This window comes from Sphingomonas sp. EC-HK361 (assembly GCF_902498785.1).
Lineage (GTDB): Bacteria > Pseudomonadota > Alphaproteobacteria > Sphingomonadales > Sphingomonadaceae > Sphingomonas.
The window spans coordinates 420,396-434,331 of sequence record NZ_LR701494.1 but is presented as its reverse complement, the minus strand read 5'-3'; the positions used below and the strand labels follow the sequence as shown (position 1 = coordinate 434,331).

At 62.8% G+C, this 13,936-nt stretch carries 16 protein-coding genes and 1 pseudogene; 13 read left to right on the top strand and 4 right to left on the bottom strand.

The window, feature by feature from the left end; genetic code table 11:
- The first annotated feature begins 1 nt into the window (after position 1).
- The 7 genes from BOS5A_RS09285 to BOS5A_RS09255 all read left to right on the top strand — a co-directional run bounded on the left by BOS5A_RS09285 (position 2) and on the right by BOS5A_RS09255 (position 6,733).
- The gene (locus BOS5A_RS09285; protein WP_151954919.1) at positions 2 to 3,247 is read left to right on the top strand and encodes an efflux RND transporter permease subunit; all 3,246 of its coding nucleotides are present in this window, start codon (positions 2 to 4) and stop codon (positions 3,245 to 3,247) included.
- On the top strand, positions 3,244 to 3,516 hold the full coding sequence (locus tag BOS5A_RS09280) for a DUF190 domain-containing protein (protein ID WP_325058540.1): 273 nt from the start codon (positions 3,244 to 3,246) through the stop codon (positions 3,514 to 3,516). The genes BOS5A_RS09285 and BOS5A_RS09280 overlap by 4 nt, the downstream gene beginning before the upstream one ends.
- Positions 3,517 to 3,633: 117 nt before the next feature.
- Positions 3,634 to 4,113, top strand: a complete 480-nt coding sequence (locus BOS5A_RS09275; RefSeq protein WP_199857320.1) for an SRPBCC family protein — start codon at positions 3,634 to 3,636, stop codon at positions 4,111 to 4,113.
- A complete protein-coding gene (locus BOS5A_RS09270; RefSeq protein WP_234419286.1) occupies positions 4,110 to 4,490 on the top strand; it encodes a hypothetical protein in 381 nt (126 codons plus the stop codon). The genes BOS5A_RS09275 and BOS5A_RS09270 overlap by 4 nt, the downstream gene beginning before the upstream one ends.
- A gap of 31 nt (positions 4,491 to 4,521) precedes the next feature.
- The gene (locus BOS5A_RS09265; protein ID WP_151954917.1) at positions 4,522 to 5,205 is read left to right on the top strand and encodes a ZIP family metal transporter; all 684 of its coding nucleotides are present in this window, start codon (positions 4,522 to 4,524) and stop codon (positions 5,203 to 5,205) included.
- A gap of 69 nt (positions 5,206 to 5,274) precedes the next feature.
- Entirely contained in the window at positions 5,275 to 5,733 is a 459-nt protein-coding gene (locus BOS5A_RS09260) for a hypothetical protein (RefSeq protein ID WP_151954916.1), read from the top strand.
- Between the two features lie 82 nt (positions 5,734 to 5,815).
- Positions 5,816 to 6,733 (top strand): cation diffusion facilitator family transporter, encoded by a 918-nt coding sequence (locus BOS5A_RS09255; RefSeq protein WP_064311253.1) that lies wholly within the window; start codon positions 5,816 to 5,818, stop codon positions 6,731 to 6,733.
- Positions 6,734 to 6,793: 60 nt separating this feature from the next.
- Here the strand turns inward: BOS5A_RS09255 and BOS5A_RS09250 are convergent.
- Positions 6,794 to 7,102 (bottom strand): annotated as a pseudogene (locus BOS5A_RS09250) (efflux RND transporter permease subunit); the annotation flags it as partial.
- A 247-nt stretch (positions 7,103 to 7,349) separates the two neighbouring features.
- Here BOS5A_RS09250 and BOS5A_RS09245 point away from each other — a divergent pair.
- The 6 genes from BOS5A_RS09245 to BOS5A_RS09220 all read left to right on the top strand — a co-directional run bounded on the left by BOS5A_RS09245 (position 7,350) and on the right by BOS5A_RS09220 (position 10,981).
- Entirely contained in the window at positions 7,350 to 7,682 is a 333-nt protein-coding gene (locus BOS5A_RS09245) for an ArsR/SmtB family transcription factor (protein ID WP_151954915.1), read from the top strand.
- Between the two features lie 11 nt (positions 7,683 to 7,693).
- Positions 7,694 to 8,122, top strand: a complete 429-nt coding sequence (gene arsC, locus BOS5A_RS09240) for an arsenate reductase (glutaredoxin) (RefSeq protein ID WP_151954914.1) — start codon at positions 7,694 to 7,696, stop codon at positions 8,120 to 8,122.
- Positions 8,122 to 9,408 carry an arsenic transporter gene (locus tag BOS5A_RS09235; RefSeq protein WP_151954913.1) on the top strand — a complete coding sequence of 429 codons (1,287 nt, stop codon included), beginning with the start codon at positions 8,122 to 8,124 and terminating at the stop codon, positions 9,406 to 9,408. The genes arsC and BOS5A_RS09235 overlap by 1 nt, the downstream gene beginning before the upstream one ends.
- Entirely contained in the window at positions 9,405 to 9,728 is a 324-nt protein-coding gene (locus BOS5A_RS09230) for a YnfA family protein (protein WP_151954912.1), read from the top strand. The genes BOS5A_RS09235 and BOS5A_RS09230 overlap by 4 nt, the downstream gene beginning before the upstream one ends.
- 19 nt (positions 9,729 to 9,747) lie before the next feature.
- Positions 9,748 to 10,494 carry an arsenical resistance protein ArsH gene (gene arsH / locus BOS5A_RS09225; RefSeq protein WP_151954911.1) on the top strand — a complete coding sequence of 249 codons (747 nt, stop codon included), beginning with the start codon at positions 9,748 to 9,750 and terminating at the stop codon, positions 10,492 to 10,494.
- Between the two features lie 181 nt (positions 10,495 to 10,675).
- Positions 10,676 to 10,981 carry a hypothetical protein gene (locus tag BOS5A_RS09220; RefSeq protein ID WP_151954910.1) on the top strand — a complete coding sequence of 102 codons (306 nt, stop codon included), beginning with the start codon at positions 10,676 to 10,678 and terminating at the stop codon, positions 10,979 to 10,981.
- Positions 10,982 to 11,525: 544 nt separating this feature from the next.
- Here the strand turns inward: BOS5A_RS09220 and BOS5A_RS09215 are convergent.
- From BOS5A_RS09215 to BOS5A_RS09205, 3 genes are all read right to left on the bottom strand, one after another.
- The gene (locus tag BOS5A_RS09215) at positions 11,526 to 11,810 is read right to left on the bottom strand and encodes a hypothetical protein (RefSeq protein WP_151954909.1); all 285 of its coding nucleotides are present in this window, start codon (positions 11,808 to 11,810) and stop codon (positions 11,526 to 11,528) included.
- Positions 11,811 to 12,170: 360 nt separating this feature from the next.
- Complete coding sequence (locus BOS5A_RS09210; protein ID WP_151954908.1) at positions 12,171 to 13,406, bottom strand: tyrosine-type recombinase/integrase; 1,236 nt, start codon at positions 13,404 to 13,406, stop codon at positions 12,171 to 12,173.
- 258 nt (positions 13,407 to 13,664) lie between these two features.
- On the bottom strand, positions 13,665 to 13,880 hold the full coding sequence (locus BOS5A_RS09205) for a hypothetical protein (RefSeq protein ID WP_151954907.1): 216 nt from the start codon (positions 13,878 to 13,880) through the stop codon (positions 13,665 to 13,667).
- Between the last annotated feature and the right edge of the window lie 56 nt (positions 13,881 to 13,936).

Sequence of the window (13,936 nt, the reverse complement as noted above, 5' to 3'; positions counted from 1 at the left end):
CATGATAGCGAACCTCATGGCGCTTTCCGTCCGCGCACGCTGGACGGTGCTCGCGCTCTTCCTCGTCATCGCCGGCCTCGGTGTCTGGCAGCTTACCAAGCTGCCGATCGACGCGGTGCCCGACATCACTACGAAACAGGTCCAGATCAACACCGTCGATCCGCGGCTTTCACCGGTCGAGATCGAGAAACTCGTCACCTATCCGGTCGAAATTTCGCTCGCCGGCATTCCCGGCCTGGAGACGACGCGATCCATCTCGCGCAACGGCTTCAGCCAGGTCACAGCGATCTTCACCGACAAGACCGACCTCTATTTCGCGCGCCAGCAAGTCGGCGAACGCCTTCGGCAGGCAACCGAAAATCTGCCTGACGGCGTGCAGCCACAGATCGGGCCGGTCACAACCGGTCTCGGCGAAATCGTCATGTATACGGTCGGCTACACCAACCCGGACGGCAAGGGGGCGAAGAAGGCCGCGGGGCAACCGGGCTGGCAGCCCGATGGCAGCTATCTCACACCCGAAGGCGAGCGGCTGACCGATGCCGTCGCAAAGGCAGGGTATCTGCGGACCGTGCAGGACTGGATCATCAGCCCACAGCTCCGCTCGGTTGGCGGCGTCGCCGGCGTCGATTCCATTGGCGGCTTCGCCAAGACCTTCGTGGTCGAGCCGGACCCGGTGAAGCTCGCCAGCTTTGGCATCTCGTATAGCGAGCTGGGACAGGCACTCGAAAACGCGAACCTCGCGGTCGGCGCGAACTACTTCAACAAGGGCGGCGAGGCCTATCTGGTCCGCGTCGATTCCCGCGTCCGCACGGTCGATGAAATCCGCAACGCGGTCGCCGCGACGCGCGGCGGGACGCCGATCACGATCGGCCAAGTTGCGAACGTCAAGGTCGGCGGCGACCTGCGCACCGGCGCGGGCAGCATGAACGGGCAGGAAGCGGTCATCGGTACGGTGCTGATGCTGATCGGTCAGAACAGCCGTATCGTTGCCGATCAGACGTCGACCAAGCTGGACCAAGTGGCGAAAACGCTGCCGCCCGGCATCGAGGTCAAGGTCGTGCTGAACCGCGCAAAGCTCGTCGGCGCCACCGTCGGCACCGTCGAGCGCAACCTGACGGAAGGTGCGCTCCTGGTCGCGGCCTCGCTATTCCTGCTGCTCGGCAACTGGCGCGCGGCGATCATCGCCGTACTGGTCATTCCCTTCTCGTTTCTTATGATGGCGATGGGGATGAACGCCTTCGGCGTGCCCGGCAATCTGATGAGCCTCGGCGCGCTCGACTTCGGCCTGATCGTCGATGGTGCGGTCATCATCATCGAAAATTGCCTCGCCAGACTGGCGCACCGGCAGGAACACGAAGGGCGGCTTCTCTCGCTGCGCGAGCGGCTTGAGGAGACGATGCGGGCGGCGCAGGATATGATTAAGCCAACCGTCTTCGGGCAGGCGATCATCCTGCTCGCCTTCGCGCCTCTGCTGACCTTCACCGGCACCGAGGGCAAGACCTTCTCGCCGATGGCGATCACAATCATGCTCGCACTCGTTGCGGCGTTCCTACTGGCGATCACGCTGGTGCCGGCGCTGGTAGCGATTATGATCCGGGGCAAGGTCGCGGAAAAGGACGTGTGGCTGATCCGCAAGTCCAAGGAACGCTATCTGCCGCTGCTCGATAGGGCGATTGCGCGGCCGTGGCCGTTCATTCTTGGCGGCCTCGCCTTCTTCCTGGCGGCGATCCCGGCGTTCGGCCTGCTAGGCTCGGAGTTCATCCCACAGCTCGATGAAAAGAACTTGGCGGTCGCATCGACGCGCGTGCCGTCAGTCAGCCTCGAACAGTCGCTCGCAATGCAGCGGGAGGTCGAAAAGGCGGTCAAGAAACTGCCGGAAGTCGAAACGATGTTCTCCAAAACCGGCACCGCCGAAGTCGCAACCGACCCGATGCCCCAAAACGTCTCGGACGGCTTCGTCATCCTGAAGCCGCAGGAGGAATGGCCCGCAGGCGTGGAAACCAAGGCGGACGTGATCGCCCGGATTGAGAAGGCGACAGGCGGCCAGCTCGGCAATCTCTACGAGGTCAGTCAGCCGATCCAGCTCCGCTTCAACGAGCTGATCGCGGGCGTCCGTGGCGATGTCGCGATCAAGCTCTATGGCGACGATCTCGACAAGATGGCGCAAACCGCGAACGAGATGGTGCGCGTGCTGCAAACCATACCCGGCGCGGCGAGCGTAAAGGCCGACCAGGTGGGCGGTGCGCCGACCCTCGACATCAAGCTCGATCGCGCGGCCATCGCGCGGCTCGGCCTGACAGTTCGCGATGTGTCGGACACAATTGCGGCCGGGCTTGGCGGGCGTGAATCGGGGCTGGTCTATGAGGGCGATCGTCGGTTCGACGTCACCGTGCGCGTGCCCGACGCGACACGCGCCAACCTCGACGATATCCGGTCGCTGCCGGTGCTGCTCCCCGCAGTCGAAGGACGGCCCCGCTCCCAGGTACCGCTCGCACAAGTCGCGCAAATCCGGCTAACGGAGGGTCTGAACCAGATCAGCCGTGAGAACGGCAAGCGCCGCGTCGTCGTCCAGGTCAACCTGGGTGGACGCGATGCCGGATCGTTCGTGGCAGAAGCACAGGCTAAGATCGCGCAGGTAAAGTTGCCTGCCGGCTACTACCTCGAATGGGGCGGTCAGTTCGAGAATTTACAGGCGGCGTCCAAGCGGCTGTCGATCGTCGTGCCGCTTTGCTTCCTCGCAATTTTCGGGCTCCTCTACATGGCGCTCGGCGGGTTCGGCCGAGCGGCGTCTGTATTCCTGGCGGTGCCACTCGGCCTCGCGGGCGGGGTGTTCACGCTCGTGCTGACCGGCATCAGCTTCTCGGTATCCGCTGCGGTCGGGTTCATCTGTCTCGCCGGCGTCGCGGTGCTGAACGGACTCGTCGTGATGAGCGCGATCCGGGAACGCAGCGAAGCCGGGCTGCCGGTCGCAGAGGCGATCCGCGAGGGCATGGCCGAGAAGATGCGCGCGGTCATCATGACCGGATTCGTGCCGGCAATCGGCTTCGTGCCGATGGCGCTGGCACATGGCACCGGCGCGGAAGTGCAAAAACCGCTCGCGACGACGGTTATCGGCGGCCTCGTCGCCGCGACGATCCTCACCCTGCTCGTACTGCCCGCCATCGCCAAGGTCGTCCTAGGGGCGACTTCGCGGGAGCGGGGGAAGGATGATCCATCAACGGACGCCCCCTTGGAGGTGACGGCATGACCATGATGAAGCTGCTGCGGGTCTATACCGACGAGACCGCCTATTTTGGGGATCGCAAGGTCTTTGAACTCATTGCCGAACGGGCCCGCGACGCCCGTCTGGGCGGCGCGACTGTGATCGAGGCGATGCTGGGGATAGGGCGATCGGCGCACACGCACCGCCGCCACATTCTGGAAAACGATCGGTCGGTGGTATCGAGATTGTCGACGAAGATGCGCGATTGCGCGCGTTTATCGCCGATTTGCGCGACATCACGGGCATCGGCCTGATGACGCTTGAAGCGATCGAGGTTATCGATCCTGAGATCATCGCGGACGCGAGCGATGAGCGGGAATGAGGATAATACCGCCGGTTTCGGGCGCGATCGGGCGCGGATCGTCGATCATGTGGCGATCGTTGCGGCATCGCCGCTGCGCGTTTGGTCCGTTCTTACCGACTTTGCCGGACATGAGAGCTGGAAGCCTTTCATCCAGCTCGCTGGCGAGGCCATTGAAAGTGGCGAGGCGACATACAGCTTTCGCATCGGCGGGTTGGAAAAACCCATGACAAGCGAAGCAACGATCATCCGCTTCGAAAAACCTGTGGTGTTTGCCTGGACCGCCGGTGTCGCGAAGATGCTGTTGTTCGAGGAGCGCTACGAACTGGCGGACGATCCCGGCGGAACACAGGTGCGCCATAGTGTGCGCTTCTCCGGGCTGTTCTCCCGCCCGCTGATGGCGTTGATGCGCCGCAAAATCCAAGCGAGCCTTGTTACCGCAGATCGGTGCTTGGAGCGTCATTTGCGGCGTCTGGCGACACAACCAATAGCGAGGCCAAGACCTGTGTCGTCGAACCATGCCTCGCGAAGGGCGAGGAAGCGGCGATGACGTGCCTTTGGGTCCGGGACGTCGGCTTGGGTATCGGCTTGGCACTGGCGTCGTCCGGTTGCACCGAACAGCCGCGCAAGGGGCCGCCGACCGAACAGGAAATCCACGCCGGCGACAGCGGCGTCGCGAGCCGAGTGCCCGGCCGCCATCTGTTTCGCTGCACCGATCGCCGTGAGCTCCTAGTCGATTTCAAGGATGAAGGATTGGCAATCGAGCTTCGATGGAGCGCGGGAACGAAGCCGATCGTCCTGACAGCCCCCATGCAGGGACTCCAATATGTCGGCGAGGCGACCAGCGCGACCTTCGCCGGCAGCGAACTCACGATCGAGGCCGCTGGAAAACCCTCCATCCGCTGCCGGAAGGAAACCACTGGATGATCCACCGCCGCAACGAGGGGACAAATTGAGGATGGCCGCGCTCAAATTCTCCCTTATCCCCATGATCGCGATCATGATCGGGGCGCTCGTCGCCGGGTGGCGTACCCCTGGCGAGAAGCTGGTAGCGGCCATGCAGCACCTCGCGGCCGGCGTGGTATTCGCTGCGGCAGCGACCGAAATACTGCCGTTGGTGGTGCACGGCGGATCGCCGACCGCGACGCTGATCGGCGGTGCGGTTGGTGTTGCGGTGATGCTCTGCCTCAAGGCTGCGGAAGCCCGCTTCGAGGGTCCGGTCGCGCTGCTCGCCGCGATCGGCCTCGATCTCGCCATCGACGGCTTGGTCCTCGGCCTCGCTTTCATCGCCGGCGAGAAGGCGGGCACTTTGCTGGCCGTCGCGCTGACGCTCGAAGTGTTGTTCCTGGCGCTGACGCTTACCAATGATCTGGCAAGTCGGTATCGCAAGCTGAAGGCGATCGGCCTTACCTGTGCGCTGGCGCTGCTGGTGCCGATCGGCGCGCTCGTCGCGCAGCCCGTCGCGCTGCTGTCGCCCGCGTGGATCACCGGCTTCCTGAGCTTCGGCCTCATGGCGCTCCTCTACCTCGTGACCGAAGAACTGCTGGTCGAGGCGCACGAGAAACCGGACACGCCGCTCATCAGCGCGATGTTCTTCGCCGGCTTCCTGGCGCTGCTGCTCATCGAGGAGATCGCGCTGTGACCAGAAAACTGATGTCGAACCCGCCTCATTCAAGCCGTTCGGATTTTGGAGAGATTAGGAGAGCGCTAAATGGCCAATAGTCGATCGATGCCCGCCGTGCCGAGCGTGACCAAGCGCCGCATTCTAGTCGCGATGCCACTCGGCGCGTGCTTGATTATGTCAACGACAAGCTGCGCCTCAACTCGCCCGCTGAAGGTTCCCCTGCACGCGATGGGGAATAATCGCGTAGAAATAGTCTGGACGCGGACCTACCCGACCAAAACCGGATTGCGCGTCAGTGGCATGGTCCGTCGCGCCGGTATGTTCGGCCCCGGACTTGGAGGTCATCTCCATGTCACCGCATTCATCAAGGACTTGGCTAACCCATACAGCGTCGACACACGTTGGAACGGCACTCTTTCAACAAGGGTAAGGCGTTTAGTGCCGTTCAGCGCGTCGATCGCCGATGTGCCTATTGAGAGAGTGGAACACATCGACGTCGAGTATCGCTCTGGTCATGATTATCGAACCCGGAGCGTTACAACGTGAGGGTTTATCGTAACTCAATCTGCGCACCCCTTCTCGAACGGGTTGTGGGGCCGTTCATTTCTGAAACTTGGGAAACTTCCTGATGCCGCACGATCATGGCGCAGCCGGCCATAGCCACGACCATACGGCGGGCGCCAACGCGAAGATGCTCACCTGGGCGCTGGGGCTGACCGCCACCTATCTCGTCGCCGAAGTAATCGGCGGGTTCGTTTTCAACAGTCTCGCGCTGCTCTCCGACGCCGCGCACATGATGACCGATGTCGCGGCGCTCGTGATCGCGCTGATGGCGATCAAGCTCGGCGGCAAGTCAGCCGACGAAAAGCGGACGTTCGGCTACCGGCGGTTCGAGATATTGGCGGCGGCGTTCAACGCCGTGCTGCTGTTCGTCATCGCTATCTATGTGTTCGTGGAGGCGATCAAACGCTTCAATGCGCCGCAGGAAGTCCAGTCCTGGGGCATGATGGCGGTCGCGGCGATCGGTCTCGTCGTGAACCTGATTTCGATGCGGCTGCTGACAGCGGGCAAGGACGCCAGCTTCAACGTGAAGGGCGCCTATCTGGAGGTGTGGGCCGACATGATCGGCTCGATCGGCGTGATTCTTGGCGCGCTCGCCATCAAGTTCACCGGCTTTACCTGGATCGATCCCATCGTCGCAGTAGCGATCGGGCTGTGGGTGCTGCCGCGGACGTGGATATTGCTCCGCGATACGACCAACGTGCTGCTCGAAGGCGTGCCGGGTGGACTGAAGCTCGGCGAGGTCCGCACGGCAATCGCCGGCGTTCCCGGCGTCGCCGGCCTCCACGATCTTCACGTCTGGTCGATGAGCAACGACGATGTGAGTTGCACGGTCCATGTCGTGCTGAAGGAGGGCGCGGACGTCGATGCCACTCGCACCGCTGTCCAGGCCGTCCTTCTGGAAAAATACGAGATCGAGCATAGCACGATCCAGACCGAAGGGTCAGATCGTCAATGCGGGGACGAGGACCATCTTCATCGTTAGTCGGTGAAGGATGGGAGGCGTCGCGGAACAGAACCGCAACGCCTCCCACTCTCGCGACTGTCAGGCCGAGGATAAGGCCGTGTCCGTCCGGCGTCGCGGCCTCAACCGCGACACCCAGGCGGTGATCGCCGGCAGCACCAGCAGGGTCAGCACGGTCGATGTGATTAGACCGCCGATCACGACGATCGCCAAGGGCCGCTGCACCGCGGCGCCAGTTCCAGTGGCAAGCGCCATCGGCAACAACCCGAGCGACGCCACCATCGCGGTCATCAGGACCGGACGCACCCGTTCCATCGCGCCATCGGCGATGGCCTGTTCCTCGTCCTGACCATCTTCCAGATGCTTCCCTATCGCGCTCATCATTACGAGATCATCGCCAGCGCCAAGCAAGCGTTTATCAACGATCATATCGATCATTGCCCTGTTCATGCCGAAGAAGGTGAGGGCACGAAAGTCGCGGTGGAGCAATTCCGCGCAATCTCAAAATACTGGTAGCCGCAACAGGGTCGCTGCTTGTCGCATCAACCAAGCCCTGGCCCCAACCATCCCGGCCAACGACCGGTAAGGCAGGGTATACGGGGCTGGACACACCAAGCATATCCATTATGCTGGATATATGGAAAACGAGGATGCCATCTCGGCGCTGGGTGCTCTTGCACAAGGAACGCGCCTTGACACGTTCCGCCTCTTGGTACGGCACGAACCGGATGGTTTGGCTGCCGGCGATATCGCGCGTCAGCTCGACGTGCCGCAGAACACCCTGTCGGCGCATCTCGGCATCCTCGCGCGCGCCGGCCTGGTTCGCTCCGAACGGCATAGCCGCTCGATCATCTACCGTGCCGATCTGGACGGCCTGCGCGCGCTGACGTTGTTCCTCGTCAAGGATTGCTGCGCCGGCAATGCGGAGCTGTGCGCGCCGCTCGTCGCCGAACTCACCCCCTGCTGCTGAAAGGACGCCCCGTGGCCGTCGATATCGTCATTTACCACAACCCCGAGTGCGGCACGTCGCGCAACACGCTGGCGATGATCCGCAATGCCGGCATCGAGCCGCATGTGGTGGAGTATCTGAAGACCCCGCCCGCTCGCGCGATGCTGGTCGAGCTGATCGACCGCGCCGGCATGACGCCCCGCGAGCTGCTGCGCGAAAAGGGGACGCCCTATGCGGAGCTGAGCCTAGAAGACACGTCGCTGCCCGACGAGGCTCTGGTGGATGCGATGATGGCGCATCCCATCCTCATCAACCGGCCGCTGGTCGTCTCACCGCTCGGCGTGAAGCTGTGCCGGCCGTCCGAAGCCGTCCTCGACCTGCTGCCGAGAGACCAGCTCGGCGCGTTCGCCAAAGAAGACGGCGAACAGGTGGTCGATGCCTCGGGCCAGCGCGTCGCCTGATGCTCCTTGCCGTCCTGATCTTCGTCGCCACGATCGCGCTTGTCATCTGGCAACCCAGGGGTCTCGGGATCGGATGGAGCGCGATGGGCGGGGCTGTCGTCGCGCTGCTTGCGGGCGTCGTCACGCTGTCCGACGTGCCGGTGGTATGGGGCATCGTCTGGAACGCGACAGCCGCGTTCGTCGCGATCATCGTCATCAGCCTGCTGCTCGATGAAGCCGGGTTCTTCGAATGGGCGGCGCTCCATGTCGCCCGCTGGGGCCGGGGGCACGGTCGCCGGCTGTTCGTCCTGATCGTGCTGCTCGGAGCGGCGGTGTCCGCGCTGTTCGCAAACGACGGTGCGGCGCTGATCCTGACGCCGATTGTCATCGCCATGCTGCGGGCGCTGGGGTTCAGGGACAAGGCGACGCTGGCGTTCGTCATGGCGGCGGGGTTCATCGCCGACACCGCCAGCCTGCCGCTGGTCGTGTCAAACCTCGTCAACATCGTGTCGGCCGACTTCTTCAAGATCGGGTTCGGCGAATATGCCGCCGTGATGGTGCCGGTCGATCTGGTGTCGATTGCCGCCACGCTGGGCGCGCTGTTGCTGTTCTTCCGGCGCGACATACCGGCGGACTATGACGTGGGGGCACTGCGCGCGCCGCGTGACGCGATCCGCGATGCCGCGACGTTCCGTGCGGGCTGGATCGTTCTTGCACTGCTGCTCGCCGGCTTCTTCCTGCTCGAACCGCTCGGCGTGCCGGTCAGCGCCGTGGCCGCGGCCGGCGCGATCCTGTTGCTAGTGATCGCGGGGCGGGGCCATGTGATCCCAACGGCCAAGGTGCTCCGCGGCGCGCCCTGGCAGGTCGTGATCTTTTCGCTCGGCATGTACCTGGTCGTCTACGGCCTGCGGAACGCCGGCCTGACCGACCATCTGGCGGCGCTGCTCGATCGCACCGCGCAAGGCGGCGTGTGGGGCGCGGCGCTGGGCACGGGCGTCATCGCGGCCGTCCTGTCGTCGGTGATGAACAACATGCCGACCGTGCTGGTGGGCGCGCTGTCGATCGACGCCACCCACGCCACGGGCGCGATCAGGGAAGCGATGATCTACGCCAATGTGATCGGCTGCGATCTCGGCCCCAAGCTGACGCCGATCGGGTCGCTCGCGACGCTGCTGTGGCTCCACGTTCTCGGGCAGAAGGGCGTGCGGATCGGATGGGGCTACTACTTCCGGGTTGGCGTCACCCTTACCGTGCCGGTGCTGCTCGTCACGCTCGCGGCTCTCGCAGTGAGGATCATGATCGGATGACGGCACTGATCTACATTGGCGCGGCGCTCGCGGAGATCGCCGGATGCTTCGCCTTCTGGACGTGGCTTCGCATGGGAAAGTCGCCGGTGTGGCTGGCACCCGGTATCGCCTCGCTGATCCTGTTCGCATGGCTGCTGACCCGCGTGGACAGTGAAGCCGCAGGCCGGGCATATGCCGCCTATGGCGGCATTTACATCTGCGCCTCGCTGCTCTGGCTATGGGGCGTCGGGGGCGTCCGGCCCGATCGCTGGGACGTAGGCGGTGCAGCCCTCTGTCTCGTCGGAACCTGCGTCATCCTGCTCGGCCCACGCGGAGCATGACGATACTGAAAGCCTCTTGATGCCGCTCCGCACGCTTGCCGATCCCGATACCCTGCCGGCGCTCGATCCTGCCTATGCCATCCAGCGGCCGGCGCTGGGGCTTGGCCCGCTCGATCCCGCACCGCGTATCCTCCTGCTCTATGGTTCGCTGCGCGAACGGTCCTTCTCCCGGCTGTGCGTCGAGGAAGCGGCGCGCCTGCTCCGGTTCTTCGGCTGCGAGACACGCATCTTCGATCCGTCGACCCTGCCGCTGCCCGACCAACATGCCGGCGATGACCATCCGGCCGTCCACGACCTGCGCGAGCTGTCTTTATGGTCGGAGGGTCAGGTGTGGTGCAGCCCGGAACGCCACGGTCAGATCACCGGCATCATGAAGTTGCAGATCGACCATTTGCCGCTGTCGATGGGCGGGATGCGCCCGACGCAGGGGCGAACGCTCGCGGTCATGCAGGTGTCGGCCGGATCGCAGTCGTTCAACAGCGTCAACACATTGCGCGTGCTGGGCCGCTGGATGCGGATGGTGACCATCCCGAATCAGTCGAGCGTCGCCAAGTCGTTCAACGAGTTCGATGACGCCGGGCGGATGAAGCCGTCCAGCTATTATGACCGGATCGTCGATGTGATGGAGGAGCTGGTGCGGTTCACGGTGCTGCTGCGCCCGCACGCCGCCCAGCTCGTCGACCGCTATTCCGAGCGCAAGGAATCCGGGGTGCCAATCGATCCGATGATCGATCTATCGAGCGTCGCGACGGCCCCACAGAGTTAGCATCCAGGCGCGGAGAGGCTGCAGTGCACATAAGCAAATAGGATCAGCTCCCGATGCCGAGAGCCTTGCGCGCAGTTCGTCGCTATCGTCGGCGATTCAGAGGCCGGCCCTAACCGTAAGACGCCACAGGCGTTATGTTTGAATGGACAATCTAACTCAGCTGCGTGTGCAGGATATGACGATGACCGATAGCATCATTCAGCCCGGCGCTAAGAAGGTGAAAACCAGTAAAACGCGGTTCGGCAGCGTAACGGTGAGAGCGCCTGCGCCTTCCGAAGCGTTAGTCCAGCACAGTGTAAAAGCCAGCACCCAAGCGCTCGAGCGAGTGACAGAGCGATTGGCGAAGGCCGGCGTCCGGCTTTCAGTGAAGAAGAACGTGCCGCTCTATTGGCTCGAGAGCGACAATCCCGATGTGATGATCCGCAAGCTGAACGGAAAAGTTGAGCGGGGTAGCTTCGTTGACGATGTGTTCAAGGCGATCGGCTGATTTCGGCGGTAGGGGCCGCCAGGTCGCAAGACCCACGAACAGCACTACGAAGGCCGCCCCCTGATGCCAAAGGCAACAGCGGGGACGACCATGTTGCACGCATCCTACTGCATCTGAAGGAACAGGCTGGTCAGGAAAACCGAGGGCCGCCTTGTAGGGCGGCCCCGGTGCTAGTTCCCTACGCGGGAAACGGACAATCCAGTGGATGCCGCATGTCCTGACCTGATAGGGGCTGTCTCCTCTTCGGACAAGTCTCCTCGAAAGATGGATGTGCCACGTGGCACACCAATGGTCGTCGAAAGCACGAAGATTGGGATTTCTAGGCTGAGCTGCTGGCCATCGGTAGGGTCGACCTGCCGATCTTCGTGCTTTCGACGACCATTCCAGCTTCGGTTATGTCGCAGACAGGATCAGGCCGGTGAGCAGGAACCGCACGTCGATTACGACCTTGCCGACGCCGAAGATCTCCCTTGAACCAGCTACCGCTCGCCATCAGGACTATCCCCCCGATCAGCATCCTAAACCGGCTCGATTCGTGTCGGCGTCAGCTGGTCGCGTCGGTGGGCGTGATGGCCAGCGCTGAATCGGCATCGGGATGGCCGAACAGCCTGAGGAGAATTTGCGAACAGAGGGCAGGGGGCACACGTTCGTCGCGCATCAGGTCGAATAGCGCCTCATCGCCAGGCGTCAGCGCCATGCCCTCGATCTCGAGATTAGCGCGGGCATCCTTGTCGTCCTCGCGCCACATCGCATCCTCGGCGAGACTGCCTCGCACAAAGTCGAGCGCGCGGATTTCACGCCGCAGTGTGTCAAGATCGATCATCGTCATGTGTCCCGCTCTTCCGCGTCGAAGGTCCTCTTGCCACGCCGCTCCACCGGCCAAGCATGTTGCCGGCAGTATCGTCCGGTGCTCGTCCCCTCATTTCGAAATCACATCCTAAATGGCCGCGCAATCCCGGCGGCCTGATTAGCTCTCTGCGGCGAGTCTCGCGGTCGAACCGTAGTGCGCTTTCGCGGTTCTCGAGTTTATCGCACGGCCTCGAGCGCTCGAGCCAATCGCGTCGAGTACGCAGCTTGCTGCGGTCTGGCGGACCCCACTTACGAAGAAACAGCCTCGCGATTTTACATAATCTATGCTATCGTTCGACACCTCGACGACTGGCGGTCCGCCGCTTCAAGTACAGTGTCGTCAAGGTAAGGTCGGCGTTATCCCGCCTACAATCCGTTCGAGCTCGCCAGTCCAGCTCTCCAGTGCCTCTCGTTTCTCCCGCTGGTAATCGTAGCGTTGGTAGACGCCGGCGATACCTGATCGGGAGCCGCTGATGTGGTTCAGCACGGCTTCGGTAACGGGCATCGGTACTCCTAGGCGCTGCATGCCTGTTGCGACCGTACGTCGCAGATCGTGCAGGATGAAGTGATCCACCGCGTCTACCTTCATGATCTTGGCCATCTCCCGGAGGAGGCGCGGATGCCCTTTGCTGAAGCCGTTGACCGAAGCGTCGGGATTACCTGCGACGGGAAAGAGCTTGCTCGAGCCATCCATCACCGGAAGATCCTCGATCAATGCCTTGGCGGCTGTCGTAAGCGGCACGATATGAGCTTTGCCGTTCTTTGCTCGAGCGGCTGGGATGACCCAGGTGGCGCCGTCAAACTCGGAACGGGCTGCGTCGAACACCTCTCCGCGACGTTGACCGGTTAAGAGGAGCAGCTTGAAGCCAGGGCCGAACGGCCAGCCCATGGCGTTACATGCCTGCCAAAAAACGCGGATTTCGGCATCTGAGAGAAAGCGATCCCGAGCCTTCGGGAGGGGAGGGCGGCCGGCATCGCGACAGGGATTGGCTGGTAGCTTTTCCAGCTTCGGCATGGCCCAAGTGAAGAAAGAGCTCAGCTGTTGGTGCACTCCCAACCCCGCTCTTGGCGTGGGGTTGTTCGCGTCTCGGTAGGTGATGTCCTCGACCAGCGCGGTCACCTCCGAGCGGGTGATCGTGTCGGCAAGCCGATCGCCAAACCGAGGGAGGATGAACTTCTTCCCGATGCGTTCGATCTCAAAAGCACTCTTCTTTTTTCCGCGAACGGCGCGTTCTATGTACTGAGTCCAGAGAACGGAAAAGGAGAGGCGTCCAACTGCGCCACCAGTGCTAGTCGCCGGCTGAGGCAGTCCCTTTCCGGACTCAAGATCGATCAGCAACGATCGAGCCTTCTTACGTGCGTCTGCTAGCGTGAACGCATCCGAGAAGCGACCTAAGGTAACGTTCCGAACAGAGCCTCCAACGCGCTTGCGCAGAATGAAGGTTTTGCCGCCGGAGGCGCCAACGCGAACGCGGAGTCCGCTGACGAGTTGATCCAGTAGCTCCACTTGGCCGGAAGCTGGCGGGGTGAGGCCTCGGATCTTGGCATCCGTGAGACCTACAGCTTTGCTGGGCATAGCTATGATCCTGGTTCGTTCCGGCCGCCATGCTGTTACCTTAGGTAACAAATGGGTCGCGATACCCTAGAACATACAGGGAACGTCCGGAACATACAAGTTGTTGTATCTGCACCAGAAAGAGACGTTCTGGGACGTAGCTGGAAGGCGCTTTATCGCCCTACGAATCTGAGGGTCGGACGTTCGAATCGTTCCGGGCGCGCCAAGAATTCGGACGGGGCTGGATCAGCGATGATCCGGCCCCGTTTTTCGTGTTTATCACGCGTTTTCGCGTTCCAGCGAATCGAGGATTCGGGCGCCCGCCATGAACACCGCGATCGGGCAGACCGCGAACAGCATCTTGCCGCTGAAGCCGGGATATTGGTGGAGATAATGAACCCCGCGCTCCACCGCACCGGTGCCGAGGCCGTAGATGACGGCGAACGCTTCGAACTTGGTCTTGATGACGAACAAGCGGCTGATTCGGGTCCACATGCCAATCGTTAAGCAAAGCCCGCGCCAACCGCAGAAATCCGCCATTTGCGCGTTAA